The following is a 20,191-nucleotide window of genomic DNA, read 5'->3' on the forward strand; positions in this document are numbered from 1 at the left end:
GACCGTCAGTCCGTTTCGGCGTCGAGCGCGCCCGCGGCCACGGCTGCCGCGTTGATCCGGGTCAGCACCTCGTGCAGGTGCTCGAGTTCGCCGAGCTCGACGCCGAGCCGTTCCACCACGGCGGGCGGGATCTTCAGCGCCTTGCGCCGCAACCTGCTCCCCTGCGCCGTCAGCGCGACATTGGTCGTGCGCTCGTCGGCCGCACTACGTGACCGGGTGATCAACCCGAGCGCCTCCAGCCGCTTGAGCATGGGAGACATGGTGGCCGAGTCCATTTGCAGCAGCGCAGCAATCTGCTTGACCGACAACGGTTCCTGACTCGATTTGGCGTTGTCCCACAAGGCCAGCATCACCAGATACTGCGGATGCGTCAGGCCGAGCGGCGCGAGCAACGGCCGGTACACCGACAGCACCGCCCGGTTGGCCACCGCGAGAGCGAAGCACACCTGCCGTTCCAGTGCGAGCGGATCGACGTCTTCGAAGACTGCGGTCATGCTCACAGCCTAACCCTTGGTTAGGGCACTAACCATATGGTCAGCGATATTGTTAGTACGCTAATGATTAGCGTACTATCTAATTATGGCCACCGACCGCCCCAGCCCGCTGCAGCACCTCGCCTACGCATACGGCAAGCGCCTGCCCGACACGATGCGCGCCTGGGTTGCCCAGGATCTCGCGGGCGACGGCGCGGTGCGCAGGCACATGATCCGCATGGCGATTCCGCCGCTGATCGTCCTCGCTCCGTTCTGGCTGTTGCCCGCGTCGCTGTACGTCCACCTCGAGATGACGGTGCCGATCTACATCTGGGCACTGCTCATGGCGCTCGCCCTCAACAAGATCTGGCGCAGGCACCGGCTGGCCCAACACAGCCTGGATCCGAATCTGGTCGACGTGATCCAGCGCCGGAAGGATGCGCAGATCCACGAGGACTACATCCGCCGGTTCGGTCCGCGTCCCGAATCCGCGGCCGCCCAGTCGAACAGCAGCCCGTTCTAAGCGGGGTGCAGCCAGGCCGCAATGTTGCGCACGTAGTCCTTGAAGACGTCGAGTCGCGCCGGATCGTCCTTGATCTGTGTGCCGGGCGCCTCCGTGACGAACGACGGTGCCCCACAGCCGAGATCCCAGTTGTAATCGGCGAAATGGTGGAACGTCGACGCAGCCAGCGCGCGGCCCATCGGCCTGCCGTCGGGCGCGAGCTCACCTTCGATCGCCACCGCGAGGTTGAACAACCGGCCGGTCGCGGTGCTGCGGCCCTGCGCCAGCACTGTGGCGAACGGTAGGTCCGCCGACACCGCGCCTTCATGCGGGTGCGCTGGGAACCATTCGATCCGTCCGCTCGCCGTCCGGCCGGTGGCGAGCAGTGCGTGCACCGGGGCACTTGCGAGCACGGGCTGGTAGTCACCGTTGGCACCCGAGTGGTAATTGGGCCACGAGATGTCGGGGTTGTCCTGGTCGTCGCACAGGGCTGCGGTGTCGACGCCCGGGTCGTGGAACTGGTTCACGGCACCGAGCGAGCCCAGCTGCAACAGGCAACACCCCAGATCCTGGTGGTCGCGCGCGGTGAGCACGCCGCCGCGGCTCTCGCGGAAACGCACGATGGCCGCAGACTCGGCGGCGGTCAGCCCGTCGCCCGTGTCGACCGCCATGAGCCACAGTTGGTCGAACTCCAACTCGTCGAGACGGCTCAGCACGGGGTCGTCGCCCGCCTTGAACAGCCGGTTTCGCGCCACCACGTCGTGGCCGGCCATGCGCAGCTCGTCAGCCAGCAGGGTGAACCGGTGGATGTCCCAATCCTCCGGATTGGCCACGATCGTCGTCTGCAGCAAGATCCTCGACACTTCACACTCCCGTTCACCCAGTCGATACCGACTTCAGATTGGCAGTGGCGCGGTCCGCGCGGACCCTTGGAAATGCGTGGTCGGATGTCCGTAGCGGCAGCTGGTTCGCCTACGTCAGCCCGTCGGCCGGGCAGGGGCCGATTGGGGAAGTCGTACCGGGACGAGATCCGGCGCACCGGACGGATTTCGCAACAACTACGCGGGCAACGGCGGCGCGGGCGGCGGGACGAGGTAGCAGTTGGTGCCGCCGAAACCGAGCACGTACACGGTGGTGCAGCGCTGGAAGCTCCCGTCGGGATAAAACGGCCCGTCGCACTGGCCGCCACCGTTGCCCCACACGACGACGTTGCCGCAGCCGTCAGCGTGCGCCGGCGGTGCCGCCGTCAACCCCGCGATTCCGAGTGTCGCCACCGCCGCGGAAGCCGCGATGGCCGCCAACGCCTTCATAGTTCATGCCAGTCCGCTCGTGAGAATTAATTAGCTCTACTAGCATTCTGGTCGCGCGCACGGGCACCGGCAAGGAAACGTCGGCCAGATCACCCTGCCGCGCAGGCTGTGTCGCAGCACAGGCTGGTGCGGTAGAACGAGACCAGTCGGCAGACGGCCACGTCGACGAATTCGGGTTTGTCGTAGAGATCGACATGGCTCGCACCGTCGATCCAGAACAACTCTTTCGGTCCGGTCACCGTCTGATAAGCCTCGACCGACATCCACGCGGTGACGGCTTCCCGGCCGGCGATCATGAGAAGCGGTCGCGGCCCGAGCATTTCGAGAGCACTGAAGGCGTCGAAGGTCGCTATCCGGTCAACGCTCGACCACGGCAGTGCCTTCGCTGAACGCGGATGGCCGGCCCGGTCGGTGCAGTAGTACTCGAAACCTTCGATACCGTGCCGCCCGCCTGCGGCCGCGGCCTCTTCGACGGTGTCGGGAAACAACCGGAAGCTCTGGACCCCCGCGCCGTGCGCCTCCCGGGTACGCGCGGCCGCCGCCGCGGACAGCATGTCCTGGAGAACCGCCGGATCCTGGGCACCGTCGGCACCGAATCGAAACTGGCGTGCGATATCGACTGCACAGACCGTGCCGATGGCCCGGATCCGCTGATCTGTGGCTGCAGCCGCCAGCCCGTATCCACCGGACGCGCAGATGCCAAGCACGGCGATCCGCTCGGGATCGACATCCTCCCGGGTGCCGAGGTAGGACACCGCCGCCTTGATGTCTTCGATCCGGTGCGCCGGATCTTCCAGACCGCGGGGCTCTCCCCCGCTCTCGCCCTGGAACGCGGCGTCGTACGCCAGCGTGACGAAGCCGTGCTCGCTGAGCCGACGGGCGTACAGGCCGGCGGCCTGTTCCTTGACACCGGTGCCGGGGTGGCCGACCACGATGGCCGGCGCCCGCGTGGCAGGCTCAGGCACATAGAGATGGCCTGCGACTGCGACGCCATCGCTGTCGAATGTGACGTCGAGTATGGTCATTTCGCCTTCACCGGACTTTCCTCTCATTTCATGCGGCTCACGTCGACGATCGCCGTGGCGAACTGGGTGGGCGCCTCCTGCGGCACGTTGTGTCCGATGCCGTCGAGGATGCGGTGTTCATATGGGCCGGTGTACTGGTTGCGGTACCCGCTGCCGTCCTTGGCCGGACCGTCGAAGTCGCTGGAGACGGTGATGGTCGGGACGGTGATCGCGGGCTTGCCGGCGAGCCTTTTCTCGTCGGCGTCGTAGCGGGCCTCGCCCGGGGCCAGGCTCTGCCGCCACCGGTAGTTGTGCAGCACGATGTCGGCATGGTCGGGGTTGTCGAACGCGGCTGCCGACAGGTCGTACGTGGAATCGTCGAAATGCCAGAGCGGCGACGCGTTCTGCCAGATGAGCCGGTTGAACTCCTTGGTGTTCTGGCGGTAGCCGAGCGCGCCGCGCGGCGTCGCGAAGTAGTACTGATACCACCACCCGTACTCGGCCTTCGGAGTCAGCGGCTGCAGGTTGGCGGCGAGGTTGACGATGATGTAACCGCTCACGGCGACGAGACCGGTGACCCGCTGCGGCCAGAGCGCGGCCACCACGTTGGCGGTCCGGCCACCCCAGTCATATCCGCCGAGAATCGCGTCGGGGATCTTCAACGCGTCCATCAGGTCGATCACGTCGTGTGCGAGGGCCGCCTGCTGGCCGTTGCGGAACGCGTCAGCGGCGAGAAATCGCGTGGAACCGAATCCGCGCGCGAACGGCACGATGACCCGGAAGCCCTGTGCGGCAAGATCAGCGGTGACGTCGGCGTAGCTGTGGATGTCGTACGGCCAGCCGTGCAGCAAGATGACAGGTTGCCCGTCGGACGGGCCGGCTTCTGCGTAACCCACGTTGAGCAGGCCGGCGTCGATCTGCTTGACGGGCCCCAGCTCGTGCTTCGGCTTGGCGGGCGGGGTGGCCGGTGGCGTTCCCGGACCAGATTCGGATGCGCATGCGGCCAGGGTCAGAGCTCCCGCGGCCACCGTGGTGATACGCCCGAAGTTTCGCCGGCTGATGTTCACAGTGCGTGCTCCGTTCTGATGAGATCGGCGGCCCGTTCGCCGATGACGACACAGGGCGCCATGGTATTGCCGGTCGTGACCCGGGGCATGATCGAACCGTCGGCGATCCGAAGCCCTTGCACTCCATAGACTTTGAGGTTCGCATCCACCACCGACATGGCGTCGCGGCCCATTTTCGCGGTGCAGGTCTGATGCCAGTAACTCGAAGCGGCATCCCGGACAAATCGTTCCAGCTCGGCACCGGTGAGGTTGCCCGGCATGACCTCTCGTTTGGCGAAAGGCCCCAGGGGCGAGGAGTTTCCGATCTCACGACACAGTTCGACCGCGGCCACCGCGGCCTTGACGTCGTCGGGATGCGACAACATGTTGGCGTGGATGTCGATCGGTTCGAGGGGGTCGGCCGAACGGAGCGTGAGGTGGCCGCGGCTCTTCGGCCGCACCACCCCGGCGAACAGTGTCCAGCCGAACTCCGGGAGGCCGAACCGGGCGATGTTCTCGGCGCTGGCCTTGGGTACCTCGGCCTGACAGGTCTGCAGGTCGGGTGCCGCCTGCCCGGCCGTGCTGCACGCGAAGAACGTGACCTCGGAACCGTTGTTGCGCGGCGCGAGTGGATCGCGGTACTCCCAGACGCAGTCGAAACCAGGGTGGTCCTGCAGGTTCTGCCCCACTCCGGGCAGGTGCACCCGCAGCGGAACACCGACGCGGCGAAGTTCGCCTTCCGGGCCGATACCGGAGTGCAGCAGCACTTTCGGAGTATTGATCGCGCCGAGCGACAAGATGACTTCCGCGCCTGCGGTGATGCGCTGCGTTCGGCCGCCGCACATGACCTCGACGCCGGTGACCCGGCTTGCGTCGAACGTCAGCCGGGCGACGAGAGCCGACCTCAGCACATCGAGATTCCGATGGTCGACGACGGGCCGCACATACGTACCGAACACGGATTGGCGTACTCCCGCGCGGGCTCTGATGTCGGTGATCGACACACCGGCCGCGACCTCCATCATCCGCCCGTTCTGGTTCTCGAACACCGGGATACCCGCAACGCGCGCGGCCTCGACGGTGGCCAGTGCGAGCGGGTTGGGATCGGGCGCGGGCTCCACGTGGACCAGCCCGCCGGTCCCGCGGTACTGCGGATCGGGCACGCCCCGGAAATCCTCGATCCGCCGATAGATCTCCAGTACCGATGCGTAGTTCCACGCCTCGTCGCCCGCTTCGAATGCGAAGTAATCCCAGTCGGCGCGGTGCCCGCGGGCCCACACCATGAGGTTGATACTCGACCCGCCACCTAACACCTTGCCCATCGACAGTGGCACCGAGCGGCCGTTGACATGGTGGGTGGGGGTGGCGGTGAAGGCCCAGTCGCGCTCACCGCCGAGGTTGGCCGGCCATTGGTCGGCGGCGGTGATGCTGGGTATCTGATCGTCTCCGCCCGCCTCGATGAGCAGCACCGAGGCAGCCGGGTTGTCCGCGATACGGCGCGCTACGACGGAACCGGACGAACCAGCGCCGCAGACGATGAAGTCATACGACGACTTCAGGTCGGAGCCGTGGATGAATGGCATGCGACCATCAGACCGCGATGAGGTCATCACGTCCAACGATTGCTTTTGATACCAGTAATCGATGATCTTGATAGGTTGAAGTGGTGGAGCTTCGTCAGATCGAACACTTCGTCGCGGTCGCCGCCGAGATGAGCTTCTCGCGCGCCGCGTCGCGCGCGCATGTCGTCCAGTCGGCGCTGTCGACGTCCATCGCGAAGCTCGAGCGCGAGCTCGGTGTGCAGTTGTTCGACCGGTCCCGTCAGCAGATCAGCCTCACCGCGGCGGGCGAGCGGTTCCGCTCCCACGCCTACGAGGTACTGCGGAGCGCCCGCGCCGCGACTGAGTCCATCTGCGAGTTCCGTGGAACACTCTCGGGCACAGTCGAATTCGGGTCACTCATCTCGTTCGGCCCACTGGACGTGGCAGCCGCCCTCGGCGACTTCCACCGCGCTCATCCGCATGTGCGGCTGCGCCTGCACCTCAGCCAGACCGGAGCGTCGACCTATCTGTCCAACCTGGTCGAAGGTTCGCTCGACCTGGCCCTGGTGTCGGTGCCCAACCGGTTTCCACCACAGCTCGACATGCGGTTGATGTTCGAAGAACCGATGGTTTACGTCTGCCCCGAGAGCCACCCGCTGGCCGCCAACACCCGCATCGAGCTGACCGACCTCGCCGACGAGGAGATCATCGGGTTCCCGCCGAACTTCGGTCTGCGCCACCTGATGGACGACGCGTTCCACGCCGCCGGTGTGCACTGCCAGACGCAGTACGAGGTACCGGCCGGATTCGCGACCATCGCCGAACTCGTCACCAACGGGCTCGGCACCGCGTTCATGCCCAGCTCGGAGGCCAGGCGCTTCCCGGACCTTCGTCCGGTGGAACTCACGAACCCGGTCACGTGGCAGGTGTACCTGGCTTCACCCCCGGTCAGCCAGATGACACCGGCGACGGCTCGACTTGCCGGCACGCTGCTCGACGCGGCCGCCCGCGTCCGCTCGGCCTGACTCCACGCACCTATTGAGCATCGCGACGTTCGACGGCCGGGTCGAGCGTGTCGGCGTGCTCCCTCAGGTTGTCGAGTTCCGCACGTGACTGCGATGCCTCACGTTGGCGGGCCGCCGCCTGTTGCTCGAGATTGGCGGCCTGCGCGGCCTTGACGTCGGCCTCGGCCTTGGCGGCACGCGCCTTGGCCGCGGTCTCGTCGGCGAGCGCCTCCCGCCGCAGCACGTCGTGCGAGTCCTGCTCTGCCTGTCCGCGAATCTGCTCGGCTTCTGCACTACGCCGTTGCCGCCGCTGCCTGCTGACCAGTGCCCACAGCAGCGCTATGAGGACCACTGCCGCGGCGACGGCGAAGCAGATGATCGCGATGGTCGTCCCTGTACTCATTTCGGGCTCCTTTGACCGGGGCGTTTCCCGTGCGAAATACCCGTGCCGAGACCGTGTGAAACCGTGCCGACGAGGCCGCTCCGACTCCAGGGACCATTGCCTTATCGTGACCTTACGTATCTCTTATTTTTCTTAATTCCGGTGTAGGGTGAGTCGCTATACCCGCCGAGACCGGCACCAACACGACCGACGGAAGGGCGCGATATGCCGTCATATGCAAGTCCGCGGATTGCCCTCGTGACCGGAGCGTCGCGTGGCATCGGCGCCGAGGTCGCCCGCCACCTCGCACATCCCGAGACCCACGTCATCGTGAACTACCGCGAGAAGACCGACCACGCCAACTCCGTCGCCGACGCCATCCGGGATGCCGGCGGAAGCGCGTCGACCGCGGCAGCCGACATCTGCGACGAAGCGGCGGTGGCCGCGATGATCGACGACATCGGTCAGCGCTTCGGCCGGCTCGACACCCTGGTGCTCAACGCGGCGGGCGGACTCGTGCACGGCGCGGACTCCGCCAGCGCGATGCGCGTCAACCGCGCCGCCCAGCGCCGCCTGGCCCAGTTGGCCCTCGAGCTCATGCCGACCGGCGGGCACATCGTGTTCGTCACGAGCCACCAGGCCCACTTCTACCCCAACAAGGCAGTCCCCAAGGGATGCGCGCCGCTGGCCGCCAGCAAGCGCGCCGGTGAAACCACCCTGCAGGCGATGCGGTCCGAATTCCACCGGCACGGAATCCACTTCACGGTGGTCTCGGGCGAGATGATCGACGAGACGTTCACTCCCCGGTGGGCCCAGCAGCGCGAGCCGGCCCACGCCCGGCACAGCTACGCGCCGCTGCCCACCATTTCCGAGTTCGCCGCCGCCGTCGCGACCGCGGCGACGGCTCCCAGCCCCGCCGGCATCGTCTACGTGGGTGGGCCCGACTGCTTGCACCGCACGTCCGCATAACCTGCGATTACCCAACCGGCGCGGCTCGCCGATTGCGACTCTCGCCGGCAGTACCGGCGCTATCCTCGGTGAGGTAGCAGCGGTGCTGCCATGACGCCACGGGAGTTCGAGGCGAACGATGGGCCGCAACGATCCGTTGCCTACGCAACGGGATCTGACCGCCGGTATCCCGGCGGAATTGGCGGCAGCCGGTTTTGAGGATCCCGAGGAGATCGGACGCGGCGGCTTCGGCGTCGTCTACCGCTGCAATCAAACCGCCCTCGGCCGCACGGTCGCGGTCAAGGTGCTGACCGCCGACCTCGAGCCCGACAACGTCGAGCGGTTCGTCCGTGAGCAGATCGCGATGGGCAAGCTGTCCGGACATCCCAACATCGTCAACATCTTTCAAGTCGGCGCCGTCGCCAGCGGGCGGCCCTACATCGTGATGCAGTACCACCCCCACGGCTCGCTCGATTCCAAGATCCTCGAGGACGGGCCCATCGGCTGGCAGGACGCGTTGCGCGTCGGCGTGAAGATGGCGGGCGCGCTCGAGACCGCACACCGCCGAGCCACGCTGCATCGGGACGTGAAGCCGGCCAACATCCTGCTCACCGAATACGGTGAACCGCAGCTGACCGACTTCGGCATCGCGCGCATCATCGGTGGATTCGAGACGTCCGACGGCGCGGTCACCGGCTCCCCCGCCTACACCGCGCCGGAAGTCCTGCTGGGCCAACCCCCGGGCGTCACCTCCGACATCTACAGCCTCGCGTCCACGCTGTTCAGTGCCGCGACCGGACACGCAGTCTTCGAGCGCCGCAAGGGTGAGCAGATGGTGGCCCAGTTCCTGCGGATCACCCGGCAACCGATGCCAAACCTCGGCGAATCGGGTTTGCCCGCCGACGTGTGCACGGCAATCGAGCAGGCCATGTCCCGCAACATCGAAGACCGTCCGGCCACGGCCGAGGAATTCGGCGAGCAGCTGCGGGAGCTGCAACGCAGGCACGGGCTGCCGGTCGACGACATGCCCGTGCCGATTCCGGCACCGGCCATCCGGATGGAACCGACGACGCCGCCAGGCACGCCGTCGAGCGGATCGCGGCTGCGAACCATGACACCACCCGCCCCCGCCACCCGCTTCCGGTTGCCGGTGTCAACCAGGTCACTGGTCGAACGCACCCGCTTGATCGACGTGCTGCGCACCCAGCAGCACAAGAAGCTCACCGTCATCCACGGCCCGACCGGGTTCGGCAAGAGCACGCTGGCCAGCCAGTGGGCCAAGGCACTGGTCGCCGACGGTGTCGTGGTGGCGTGGCTCACGGTCGACCATGACGACAACAACGTGGTCTGGTTCCTGTCCCACCTCATCGAGGCCATCCGCACCGTGACGCCCGCGCTCGCGTCCGATCTGTGCGACGTGCTCGAGGAGCACGGCGACGAAGCCGAACGTTACGTGCTGACCTCGCTGATCAACGAGATCCACCAGAACGACACCAGGATGACGCTGGTCATCGATGACTGGCACCGCGTCACCGACCCGGCCACCATCGCCGCACTGCGCTACCTCGTCGACAACGTCGCGTCGGGGCTGACCGTGGTGGTGACCAGCCGGAGCCAGAGCGGGCTTCCGATGAGCCGCATGCGAATGCAAGGCGAGCTCGTCGAAATCGACTCCACCGCTTTGCGTTTCGACGTCGCCGAATCCGAGCATTTCCTGGTGGACCTCAGCGGGCTGGACCTGGACCACACCGACGTCGAGGAACTCACCGCCAAGACCGACGGCTGGGTGGCCGCGCTCCAGCTGGCCTCGCTGTCGCTGCGCGATCGCGACGATCCTGTCGAGCTCATCGGGACGATGACGGGTCGCCACCACGCGATCAGCGAGTTCCTCGCCGAGAACGTGCTCGACACCCTCGAGCCGTCCATGCTCGACTTCCTGCTGGCCACGTCGATCACCGAACGGATCTGCGGCGGCTTGGCGGCCGCGTTGACCGGGGTGCCCGACGGGTTGGCGATGCTGGAGCGTGTCGAGGAGCGCGACCTGTTCCTGCGCAGGATCGACGAACAATGGTTCCGGTATCACCAACTGTTCCGTGACTTTCTCCGCCACCGGCTCAGTCGGGACACTCCCGAGCGCGTGACCCGCTTGCACCGGCTGGCCTCGGACTGGTGCGCCGAACACGGATTGATCAGTGAGGCAGTCGATCACGCGCTGGCGGCCGGAGACGAACAACGCGCGGTGACCATCGTCGAGAACGACGGCCTCACCATGGTGGCCAACTCCCAGATGGCCACGCTGATCGGACTGGCGGGCAAGCTGCCGCCCGCCGCCGTGCAGTCCCATCCCCGGCTGCAGCTCGCGCTGGCCTGGGCCAACATCGTGCTGCACCGCATCTCCTCCGCCGAGCAGGCTTTGGAGTTGGTGGACTCGACGTTGGACGGCTGCGGGTTGTCCGCCGACGAGATCGCCGACATCCGCGCCGAAGCCGGTGTCGTGCGCGGGGTTTCGGACCTGCGCTCCGACCGGCTCGCAGGCATCGACGGCCACATCGCCCTGTGCCTGCAACGCCGGGACCGCCTGCGGCCGTTCAGTGTTGCCTCTGCGGCCAACGTCGCCACGTTCGCCGCCGCCTACCGGTACGACCTCGACGAGGTCAACCGGATTCAGGCGTGGGCCGCACCGTTCTACGAACGCAGCGGTGACGCGTTCACAATCGTCAACGGATTGTGCTTCACCGGATTGGCATATCACCTGGTGCTCGACAACACCACGGCCGAGCAGTACTTCCGCAGGGCGCTGCGAATCGCCAAACGGTCCGGCGGCGTCCACTCCTACACCGCCCGGCTCGCGAGTTCGCTTCTGGGCGAATTGCTTTATGAACGGGGCGATCTCGACGAGGCCGAACGCCTGCTCGACGAGGGCTACAAGCTGGGCCCCGAAGGCGGCTCCGTCGACTTCAAGATCGCCCGGTACGTGATCAACGCCCGCATCAAGGCATTGCAGGGTGATCGGCTGGCGGCCGCGCAGCGACTCGACGAGGCCACCCGGGTCGCACGCAATCTGTCGTTGAACCGGCTGCGCGCATTGGCCGAGCACGAGCGCATCCGTCTCGGGCTGCCCCCGCACCCGGAATTCGGTCCGATGCCGGTGACGCCGTATGACGCGCGCAGGCAACCGGTCGACGCGATGGACGAGATCGCCGTGCAGTTCGAAGAGGCTTCGGCGATCCGCACGTTGATCAAAGCGGACGACCCGGCCAAACGCGATCTGGCCTGCCGGTGGGCGCGCGAGTGGGTGGATCGCCTGGCGCAGCAGAACCGGCCCCAGGCGATGCTGCGGGCGCGGCGGCTCCTGGGCGCGTGCTTGGCGGCCGACGGGCGGACCGCGGAGGCAAAAGCCCTGATCGCGGGCGTGGCGGCACAATGCGCACAGTTGCAGATGCTCCGTTACCTGGTTGACGGCGGCCCGCATGTCGTCGCGACCCTGTCGGCACTACGCGCCGCGCAACGGGCCGGTCGATGGGATCCGGAGTGGCCTGAGGTGCCCGCCGAGTTTCTCGACGAAGCGATCAACGCCGTGGTACCGCAACGGGTTTGAGCTCATCCCTCGCGCCGAGACTACGTGTTCTGGCGAGAAAATCGGTAATACCTGCCAATTTGCGTAGTCTCGGCGCAGACATTCACAGGATCGCCGTTGCATTGGCCGGAGACCCGGTGCCTCCGATCACGTTCAACGGTTTGACGATGAGCAGGGACTCCCAACGACCGAGTTCACGCATACGCCGGGCGAGCGGCCCGAGTTTCCAGAGTTCGCCGAGCGGGATGCCCAGCTTCGCAAGAAATTCCTGATGCATCATGCCCTTGTCGTGCGGCGCGGATTCGGCGAAGGGTGAATCGCTCAGCGGGGGAAGGCATTCGACGGCGAAATTGTCAGCCGCAAGGAGCGCCACGCCCGTGTCCCAAGCCCAGTCGAGAAGCTCCTCGCTCTGGGCCAGCCCGGACGCGCGCCCACTGGCCTGTTGGTCAAGCCGAGCACTGGGTGGAAGACCGAGAAACCACTCGCTCCACCCGGTATGGAACATTATGACGTCGCCGCGACGAGGCTCGACGGACTGCGCGGCGAGCGTCTCGCGGATCGTTTCGTAGCCGAGTGCCTGGCCCTCGCGGTGATCGACCCCCGTCCCTGTGGACTCCAGGTGGCCGGCAAGGTCAACGAGCAATCCACGTGTCACTATCGGATCGTCGGCCCACACCTGGATACCAAGGTCGGCGGTGTCTGCGGTGATGCGTTCGTCCGGCACCCCGCCGTAGAAACCCGCACCGTCTGCTCTGCGATGTCTCAGCCCATCGACCTGGGTGGAGGCCTGAAGGTAGTACCCGTCCAGATAGTCGTCGCGATGCGCGGGATGATTGGCGTATACGACATGCCTGGCCGGCTTTCTCGCCTTCGACATTCCCGGCATGAATGCGTCTATCGGGTAATCCAGACCGAACACCTCACCCCGCGTGACGGACCGGACCGCGTCGATGACGGTGTCGCTGTTGACGAACGAGGGGGCTCCCCGCCACGGATCGGGGAACAGTCCCCACGACGTGCCGCTCAACTGACCCGGCCGGCGCTTCAGTTCCTGCCGCCGGGGAAGAGAGTGCTTGGTCATCGCACCACGCCCTTTTCGTGCGCAACCGGCACTTCATGCTTCAGGTAGCCGAGCAGAAACGCGGCGATGGCGGCGACCGATCCCGCGATACACAAGATCGTCTTGGCGATTCCGTTGGGACCATCGACCAGGGCGGGTGCTCCAACGGCCAGGCCGATCGCTTGGCATCCCACGAATACGAGGCCACCGAGGAGCGCGAGCGCAGCGGAAATGACGAAGATGATTCTGGTGATCGAGTAGGCCATCGCCTGTCTCCTGTCAAACGGGAAGGATTCCGGATGCGACGAGTATTCCGATGCCGAGAAGCGGTAGGGCGTAATAGAGAAACATCGGCCGGAAGGTTCGAAGTGGGTCCACTCTGGCGATTCCGCACGCGACGTAAAGCGGTGCGCCGCCGGGAGGTACGGCCGCCTCACACGAGGAGAAGATCAGCACGGCGACTGCGGCTGTGGTCGCTGGTACCCCGGCCGCAGCGAGCGCAGCAACACCGATGGTGCCGACTGCCGCCATGGTCGCCGTGGACGACAGCGGCGCCGCGACAGCGATCACGATGATTCCGATGATCAGAGCAAGAAGCGCCACCGGGAGGTCGAGGCCGTCGAGCAGGCCGGCAAGTTCTTCGGGCAAACCGGTGGTCGCCAGACAATTGGCGCCGGCAAAAGCGAAGATCACCGTCATCCCCACCAGGCCGAACCGCGGCGCCGAATCGCACAGGAGGCCAACCCACTTCGCTGCTGTGGTGGGAAGCTGTCCACGGCCGAGCAACAGCCCCGTGGCGATCAGCAGCACGGGCATCCAGAAGATCAGGCTCACCGACTCAGTGATGTCGACGCCGACGTGGTCGCTGAGAACGCGCGCGACGGCGCCTGTGGTGAGGATGATGGGCACAGCGATGACCACGAACAACAGCAGCGTCGACCATCCGTTGCGGAACGCGTCGCCGAGGCGGACCCGCTCTGGTCGCTGCGAGTCGGCAGCCGAGGACCGCCGTACGAAGATCGTGGTCACGATCAGCCGGTGAAGCACGCACCAGAGCCCACCGGCCACCAGAGGCATGATGAGCGAGTTCAATTCGAGGGCCGCGCCACCGGCGGACGCACCCACGAGAACGAACATCGACGCGCTGAACGGGAAGGTGATGCCCATCCCGGCATTGCCGGCAACTATGGTCGCCGCCGTTGTGCGATCGACCTTCTCACGTTCCATCCAAGGGATCGTGACCGATCCGACTGTCGCGGCGATCGCTGCCTGGTTATGGACGATACTGCCGAGCCCCGCCGACGCGAGAGTCGAAACATATGCCGGCCCACCGCGACGTTGACCGATCAACGCATCCAACAGATTGATCATGCGGTAGGTCACGCCGCTGCGCTCAAGGAGGAATCCCATGAACACGAATATCACCGTGGCGTAAACGATCTCGTCGGTCAGCGCTTTGTACAAGGCCTGCCAGCCCGTGGTGAGCGCCGCGCTGCCGCCGAAGGCAGCCGCGACGATGAAGCCGAGCACCATCGCTTCGCCGACGTTTCGCCGGAGAATCGTCGTCCAGATCAGGATTGTGGCGAGATACACGCCGAGAGCCCAGAGCCCGATCATCGTCTCGCCTTTACGCCGTTCGATCCGACACGGGATGCTCCGCTGCGATACGACGCAGGGCCTGCTCGGTCGCTCGGGTCAGCTCGGCCGGTGACCCGAGTTCATCGAGATACTGCGCAGTTTCCCGCATCTCCTGCGCCCGCCGCTCGGCATGCTTGCGCGTGCCGGTCAGCAATCGATCGACGACGGCGTGTCCGTCGCCTGCAAGTTGTGCGGCGATCTGATCGCGGATCCACGTCTCGTAGCCGGCAGCTGCGCCGGCGGTCACCGCTTCGGTGACAACTCCGGCGAGACCTTTCATCAGCACACTACGCAACAGCTTGTGCGCCATCGCAGATCCCGCCGGCCCGTCGACGACCTCGAACGGAGCTTGCCAGCCCGTCGCCAACTCGGCGATGCGAGAGGCTCCGCTGCCGGCCAACATGAGGGGCGTTCGGGCACCGTGCCATGAGACCGGTCCGAGGATCGCAACGTCACAGAACTCGGCGCCGGTCTGCTCGACCAGGTCGGCGATGTCGCGCATCGCTGCCGGGGCGGAAGACGTGAAGTCGGCGTAACAGACGTCGGAGTCGAGCGCCGGTACGCAGGCTTCGGCGACGGGTCGAGCGGCCTTGGCTGCGGTCAGCACGAGTACGATCTTCGCACCGCGAACGGCGTCTGCGACATCTCCGCTGCGGTGCACACCCAACGGTGTCGGTACGGGGCTCGGGTCAAACCCGGTGACGGAGTACCCGTTGTCTACGAGCGCTGCGGCGTACTTCGCACCCGCCTCACCGAGGCCGATCACAGCGCACTGCATGGGAGAACTGTTGTGCGCGTTCATTTTCGTCCTGCCTTGATGTCGGCGCGTCGTGCGGTCTCGTCGGCGAACTTGGCTTCGGCACGAGTCAGCACCTCAGCCGCAACACCCTGTGGCACGACGACGACGCCGTCAGAGTCTCCGAGCACGATGTCACCGGGAATGACTGCCACACCGCCCACCGCGACTGTGCACGCCAGCCGCCCAGGGCCGTGCTTGTAGGGACCAGCGGGTGTGATGGCGCGAGCGAAGACCGGCACTTCGATCTCGCCGATCGTATCGGCGTCGCGGACGGCGCCGTCGATCACGAATCCGGCGATGCCTCTCGTTTTGGCGCGTTCAGCCATGAGTTCGCCGATGAGCGCGCGGGATTCGTCGGCTTCACCGTTGACGACAAGTACGTCACCGGGGGCGGCCAACCGCAGTGCCTCGTGCAAGAATTTGTTGTCCCCGGCGCGGGTCCACACGGTAAAGGCCGGGCCGACGATGGTAGCGCCTGCCCACACGGGTTTGATCCGGGAGTCCAGAGCGCCCAGGCGGTCCATGGCATCCGCAACGTTGGCCGTCGGCAACTTGGCGAAGCTCTCGAGCAGTTCGGCGGAGGGACGCCGAAAACGGTTGGCGGCGTTTTCAGTCGCAGAGATGGTCATCAGGCGCCTTCCTTGGTCACTGCGGGCATGAGGTTCTTGTAGGTGGTTTCCTGCTCTGTCCACAGGTCTTCGTACTTCTGGGAGTCGAGGTAGCGGGTTTCCAGGCCAAGGTCGGTCATTCTTCTTTTCACCGTTTCGTTCTCGATTGCCGCCTTGAGAGCGGTCTGCAGCTTGCCCGACACCGCCTCGGGCACCCCGGCGGGTGCGGAATAGCCACGCGCAGTGGCGGAGACGACGTCGAAGCCGGATTCCTGGAATGTCGGCACCTCGGGCAGAAAGGCGCTGCGCTGGGAATCCATCACACCCAGCACCCGGATCTTGTTCTGCTTCACCAGGTCGATCACATCGCTGGCACTTCCCACATAGACCGGCACATGGTTACCGAGAAAGGCGGCGACGGCTTGTGATTGACCTTCGGAGAAATGCACGGGCGCCAGTTCGGCGCCGGTCGCCTGTTTGATCTGGGCGATCGCGAAGTGTTCACCGGTTTGGATTCCGGTGGTGGTCGCGGTGATCTTGCCGGGCTGCGCCTTGGCTGCATCGATCAGTGCGGCGAGCGAGGTGTAGGGACTATCGGGTGCGACGCCGACGACGGCCGGGTCGACCACCTGCATACCCAGCGGCTGGAAGCTATCGCGCGTGAACTTTGCGCCGCGTGCTGGATCGAGCGGCGAGACGACGACTGACGGCGATCCGGTTGCCCCGATCGTGTAGCCGTCGGGCTTGGCACTCGTCAGCTCGGTGTAGCCGATCTGGCCGCCGGCCCCTGGCCGGTTGACCACCTCGACATTGGTACCGAGCTCCTTTTCCAGCTCAGGCGCGACCAGCCGCGCCGCGGTGTCGACGGCACCGCCGGGTGCGAACGCGACGACCAGCTCGATCGGCTTGTTGCCGGGCCAGCCATCGCCGGAGCTGGCGCCTTCGGTGGTGGGCCTGCCGCAACCGGCAAGCGTCAGCGACGCGATCACCGCGGTGACGGCGGCAACACGTAGTCGTCTGGGGGACATGACTTCTCCTTTGTCGATGAGTCGATGCGGACTGCTCAGGTTTCGGGGTCGTCCTGCAGCACACGAGGTTTGCGCAGTTTCAGCAGGGGGCTCAACACGATCAAGCCGGCAACCACAATGAAGACAGCACTGATCGGCCGGGTGATGAAGACCGTCGGGTCACCCTGCGACAGTTCCAACGACTCCCGCAGCGAACGCTCCATGAGGGGCCCGAGAACGAGGGTGAGAACCAGCGGCGCCAAAGGGATGTCGAGTTGGCGCATGACTAACCCGAGGACGCCTGCGCCGATCATGATGTACACGTCGAAGACCGTGAGGTTGATCGTGTACGAGCCGACGACGAGGAACAACAGGATGAAGGCGGCCAGGATCGGATAAGGCACCCGAAGAATCGACGTCCACACCTTCACGAGCGGAACGTTGAGCGCGAGCAGGATGACGTTGCCGATGAACAAGCTGGCGATAATCGCCCAGGCGACGGTGCTGTCCTCGGCGAACAACGTCGGTCCCGGTGTCAGTCCCTGCTGCAGGAATGCGCCCATGAGCACCGCAATGGTGGGCGAGGCCGGCAGACCGAGGGTGAACAGCGGTATCAGCGCGCCGTTGGCGTGCGCGTTGTTCGCTGTCTCCGGCCCCGCGACGCCTTCGATGGCGCCGTGGCCGAGTTGGTCGCGGTAGCGCGAGAACCGCTTCTCCGCACCATAGGACAGCAGCGACGACACCGATCCGGTCATGCCCGGGATCAGGCCGAGCGCCGAGCCGATGACCGTTCCGCGTCCGATCGCGGGCGCGCTGCGCCGAAAATCCTCACGCGTCGGCAGCAGCGAGCGAAAGCCGGGCGCCCTCGCCCCAGCGATCTTGGTTCGACCGGCCATCAGCAGTTCGGACAGTCCGAACAAGCCGACGACGATCGCCACGAAGCTGACGCCGTCGAGCAGGCGCTCGGAGCCGAACGTGAATCTCGGGGCGCCCGCGACGGGATCGATGCCGATCATCGCGATGATCAGGCCGAGCACCCCGGAGATCAATGCCCGCACCATGGACCGTCCGGACAACGCCACCAACAAGGACAGCCCCACCAGAACCAAGGCAAAGAACTCGGGCGGGCCGATCTTCAAGCCGAGTGAACCCAGCGGGCGGGCGGCCACCACGAGGAGGATCGTGGCGACTGTTCCCCCGACGAAGGATCCGACCGCGGCGATGGTCAACGCCGTGCCGGCGCGCCCCTGTTTGGTCATCTCGTAACCGTCGATCGTGGTGATCGCGGACGCCGCCTCACCCGGCGTGTTCAACAAGACGCTCGTGATCGTGCCGCCGTAAGTGGTTCCGTAGAAGATGGCGGCGAGCATGATGATCGCGCTGGCCGGGTCCAGGTTCATGGTCAGTGGGATCAGCAGCGCGACGCCCGCGACGGGCCCGATGCCGGGTAGCACGCCGATCAGCGTGCCCAGGAGACATCCGATCAGCGCATAGGCGAGGTTTTCCAGGGTCAGCGCTGTGGCGAAGCCGTTCGCCAGATCGAGCAGAACGTCCATGTCAGAGCCCCAAGCCGGACAGGAACGGCAGCGCGGACATGGGCAGTTGGAGTGCCAGGACTCGATCGAACAGCGCGAAGATGCCGAATCCGCCTACCGCGGCGACCCCGGCCGCAAGCCACCAGCGCTGCCGACCCAAGAACACGAGCTCGGCGAACAGGAACGCCGCCATCGAGATCTGGAAACCCAGCACCTCCATCAAGGCCGCGAGAAGGATCAGCCCGCCGACGACACCCAGGATGTACGGACGGTCGAGCCGTTCGGCCACTTCAGTGTGGTCATCACCGGCGCTGGCTGCGCGCCGCTCGGCCATCGATTGGACGGCCCACACCGCCGTGAGCCCGAAGAGGGCGACACCCAGTATCAGCGGCAACAACCCAGGGCCGGGACCGAGATTGGTCCACAAGCCGAGCGACGTTGCCTCGACAGCGACGTACGCGCCGAGTGCAGCCAGCGCGAGCTGACCAGCCGGTACGAGCACGCGCTGAGTCCGGCCAGGGTGCGGGAATCCCGCGGGTGGCGTATCGGGATCGTGGTGCGTCACCATCGGCTACTCTCTCACTCTATGATAGCTTCTATCAGTTAGTAGAGTAATGGTGGTCACACCGGGACGCTGATGTCAAGGGCGTTACAACTGAAGGCCGGCAGACCCGCGGTATCCGACCAGCCCAGAGCAGCGTGTGCGGTGATATGAAACCCGTTACTCTGCAACGAGTTTGGGTCAAAGGGCTGAGCCGCCCTGGTCTCAGATCAGCCGGCGTCAGGAATCCGCGCACCGAGCGCGGCCGCGGCGCGGCGAACCTCGGTGATCAGGCGTGCGACCTGCGAGTCACTGAGTTCGTCCGCGGGTCCGGTCACCCCAAGAACAGCAGCGAGTGCTCCGTCAGCCGAGCGCACCGGAGCCGTGATCGATGCGATGCCATAGTTGCGTTCACTGACAGAGACAGCGTGACCAGCCATTCGAATCTCCTCGAGCTGAACGAACAACTCGTCCTTGGTGATCGATTTGCCCGACGCCAGGTCGATACGTCCAGAGTCGGGGAGGATGGCCTCGATCTCTCCTCTGGCCATTTCTGCCAGAAAGATCTTTCCCGCACTCCCCAGATAGAGCGGCAGACGCTCGCCGACCGGGAGCACATAACTCAGCGGACTGCCGCTTTCCACACGTGCGACGAGTACGCGTGAATTCTCCACCCGCACATACAGAGAGGCGGTATAGCCCGTACTGGCGGCGAGTTGCTGGAGTGTGGTTTGCGCCAACAGGTTCAGCGGGCTGGTGACCATGAAGGCATGCGCCACCGCCAACGCTGCCGGCCCGGCCGTATACGCGTCGCCTGTGCGTGCCGCATATCCCCGATCGAGCAACACGTTGAGGATCCGCTGGACGGTAGCGATATGAAGACCGCACGCCCGCCCAACCTCGCTGAGCCGCAATGGCTGCTTTGCTTCCTGCAAGACGGCGAGAACATCGAAGGCACGCTCCAGCGAACGCATGTTGCTGGTCGGCTTACCGTCCGGCGTCGCCATCGCATCTCCAAAAGAGGCCTCTACGTACTGATCGGAAATATCATCCTACGAGACAGTGCCTGAGGGATGGGGACGCACGGCAACAGTGATGCCGCGGTGCGGAATACCAGATCCGGATCCCCTGCCCCGACGAATCAGGGATCCCGAACTTAATCGGCCTAGAGCCCAAACTTATTGGCAGTGAGGGGATTTCGCTCACACCGAGTTGC

20 protein-coding genes are annotated in these 20,191 nt (G+C 65.7%); 4 read left to right on the forward strand and 16 right to left on the reverse strand.

Translation table 11 applies throughout. The features are described 5' to 3' along the window. Window positions 1–5: 5 nt before the first annotated feature. A complete protein-coding gene (locus tag G6N67_RS07835) occupies window positions 6–494 on the reverse strand; it encodes a MarR family winged helix-turn-helix transcriptional regulator (RefSeq protein WP_036435655.1) in 489 nt (162 codons plus the stop codon). An 85-nt stretch (window positions 495–579) separates the two neighbouring features. On the opposite strand from G6N67_RS07835, the gene G6N67_RS07840 reads away from it, so the two are divergent. Continuing rightward, a complete protein-coding gene (locus G6N67_RS07840; protein WP_036433131.1) occupies window positions 580–996 on the forward strand; it encodes a DUF5313 domain-containing protein in 417 nt (138 codons plus the stop codon). On the opposite strand, the gene G6N67_RS07845 is transcribed toward G6N67_RS07840, so the two are convergent. The 5 genes from G6N67_RS07845 to G6N67_RS07865 all read right to left on the reverse strand — a co-directional run bounded on the left by G6N67_RS07845 (window position 993) and on the right by G6N67_RS07865 (window position 5,918). Next, entirely contained in the window at window positions 993–1,838 is an 846-nt protein-coding gene (locus tag G6N67_RS07845) for a hypothetical protein (protein ID WP_036433130.1), read from the reverse strand. The genes G6N67_RS07840 and G6N67_RS07845 overlap by 4 nt on opposite strands. A gap of 195 nt (window positions 1,839–2,033) precedes the next feature. Beyond that, on the reverse strand, window positions 2,034–2,285 hold the full coding sequence (locus G6N67_RS07850) for a CDGP domain-containing protein (RefSeq protein ID WP_036433128.1): 252 nt from the start codon (window positions 2,283–2,285) through the stop codon (window positions 2,034–2,036). Window positions 2,286–2,374: 89 nt separating this feature from the next. Continuing rightward, window positions 2,375–3,310, reverse strand: coding sequence for an alpha/beta hydrolase (locus G6N67_RS07855; protein WP_036435653.1), 936 nt, complete (start codon window positions 3,308–3,310; stop codon window positions 2,375–2,377). A gap of 23 nt (window positions 3,311–3,333) precedes the next feature. Continuing rightward, window positions 3,334–4,356 carry an alpha/beta fold hydrolase gene (locus G6N67_RS07860; protein ID WP_197747954.1) on the reverse strand — a complete coding sequence of 341 codons (1,023 nt, stop codon included), beginning with the start codon at window positions 4,354–4,356 and terminating at the stop codon, window positions 3,334–3,336. Continuing rightward, complete coding sequence (locus G6N67_RS07865) at window positions 4,353–5,918, reverse strand: GMC family oxidoreductase (RefSeq protein WP_036433124.1); 1,566 nt, start codon at window positions 5,916–5,918, stop codon at window positions 4,353–4,355. The genes G6N67_RS07860 and G6N67_RS07865 overlap by 4 nt, the downstream gene beginning before the upstream one ends. Window positions 5,919–6,001: 83 nt before the next feature. Here G6N67_RS07865 and G6N67_RS07870 point away from each other — a divergent pair, with 83 nt between their 5' ends. Then, entirely contained in the window at window positions 6,002–6,901 is a 900-nt protein-coding gene (locus G6N67_RS07870) for a LysR family transcriptional regulator (RefSeq protein WP_036435649.1), read from the forward strand. A 10-nt stretch (window positions 6,902–6,911) separates the two neighbouring features. On the opposite strand, the gene G6N67_RS07875 is transcribed toward G6N67_RS07870, so the two are convergent. Continuing rightward, the gene (locus tag G6N67_RS07875) at window positions 6,912–7,283 is read right to left on the reverse strand and encodes a hypothetical protein (protein ID WP_036433121.1); all 372 of its coding nucleotides are present in this window, start codon (window positions 7,281–7,283) and stop codon (window positions 6,912–6,914) included. 204 nt (window positions 7,284–7,487) lie between these two features. On the opposite strand from G6N67_RS07875, the gene G6N67_RS07880 reads away from it, so the two are divergent. Both G6N67_RS07880 and G6N67_RS07885 read left to right on the forward strand, forming a co-directional pair. Next, on the forward strand, window positions 7,488–8,231 hold the full coding sequence (locus tag G6N67_RS07880; protein ID WP_036433117.1) for an SDR family oxidoreductase: 744 nt from the start codon (window positions 7,488–7,490) through the stop codon (window positions 8,229–8,231). Window positions 8,232–8,349: 118 nt separating this feature from the next. After that, on the forward strand, window positions 8,350–11,808 hold the full coding sequence (locus tag G6N67_RS07885) for a serine/threonine-protein kinase (RefSeq protein WP_036433115.1): 3,459 nt from the start codon (window positions 8,350–8,352) through the stop codon (window positions 11,806–11,808). Between the two features lie 82 nt (window positions 11,809–11,890). Here the strand turns inward: G6N67_RS07885 and G6N67_RS07890 are convergent, their stop codons facing one another. The 9 genes from G6N67_RS07890 to G6N67_RS07930 form a co-directional block, all read right to left on the reverse strand. Beyond that, complete coding sequence (locus tag G6N67_RS07890; protein WP_036433113.1) at window positions 11,891–12,868, reverse strand: cyclase family protein; 978 nt, start codon at window positions 12,866–12,868, stop codon at window positions 11,891–11,893. Beyond that, the gene (locus G6N67_RS07895; protein ID WP_036433111.1) at window positions 12,865–13,113 is read right to left on the reverse strand and encodes a hypothetical protein; all 249 of its coding nucleotides are present in this window, start codon (window positions 13,111–13,113) and stop codon (window positions 12,865–12,867) included. The genes G6N67_RS07890 and G6N67_RS07895 overlap by 4 nt, the downstream gene beginning before the upstream one ends. Window positions 13,114–13,126: 13 nt before the next feature. Then, entirely contained in the window at window positions 13,127–14,464 is a 1,338-nt protein-coding gene (locus G6N67_RS07900) for a TRAP transporter large permease subunit (RefSeq protein ID WP_036433108.1), read from the reverse strand. 10 nt (window positions 14,465–14,474) lie between these two features. Beyond that, window positions 14,475–15,263 (reverse strand): NAD(P)-dependent oxidoreductase, encoded by a 789-nt coding sequence (locus tag G6N67_RS07905; RefSeq protein ID WP_036435647.1) that lies wholly within the window; start codon window positions 15,261–15,263, stop codon window positions 14,475–14,477. 20 nt (window positions 15,264–15,283) lie between these two features. Beyond that, window positions 15,284–15,913: an RraA family protein gene (locus tag G6N67_RS07910; RefSeq protein WP_036433102.1), complete on the reverse strand. Its 630-nt coding sequence runs from the start codon at window positions 15,911–15,913 to the stop codon at window positions 15,284–15,286. Beyond that, window positions 15,913–16,881, reverse strand: a complete 969-nt coding sequence (locus G6N67_RS07915; RefSeq protein WP_197747955.1) for a tripartite tricarboxylate transporter substrate binding protein — start codon at window positions 16,879–16,881, stop codon at window positions 15,913–15,915. The genes G6N67_RS07910 and G6N67_RS07915 overlap by 1 nt, the downstream gene beginning before the upstream one ends. Window positions 16,882–16,955: 74 nt before the next feature. Beyond that, window positions 16,956–18,455 carry a tripartite tricarboxylate transporter permease gene (locus tag G6N67_RS07920; protein WP_036433097.1) on the reverse strand — a complete coding sequence of 500 codons (1,500 nt, stop codon included), beginning with the start codon at window positions 18,453–18,455 and terminating at the stop codon, window positions 16,956–16,958. Between the two features lies 1 nt (window position 18,456). Then, on the reverse strand, window positions 18,457–19,002 hold the full coding sequence (locus G6N67_RS07925; RefSeq protein WP_051578750.1) for a tripartite tricarboxylate transporter TctB family protein: 546 nt from the start codon (window positions 19,000–19,002) through the stop codon (window positions 18,457–18,459). Window positions 19,003–19,205: 203 nt separating this feature from the next. Further along, window positions 19,206–19,982, reverse strand: a complete 777-nt coding sequence (locus G6N67_RS07930; protein ID WP_036433095.1) for an IclR family transcriptional regulator — start codon at window positions 19,980–19,982, stop codon at window positions 19,206–19,208. Window positions 19,983–20,191 lie beyond the last annotated feature (209 nt).

This window comes from Mycolicibacterium mageritense (assembly GCF_010727475.1).
GTDB lineage: Bacteria > Actinomycetota > Actinomycetes > Mycobacteriales > Mycobacteriaceae > Mycobacterium > Mycobacterium mageritense.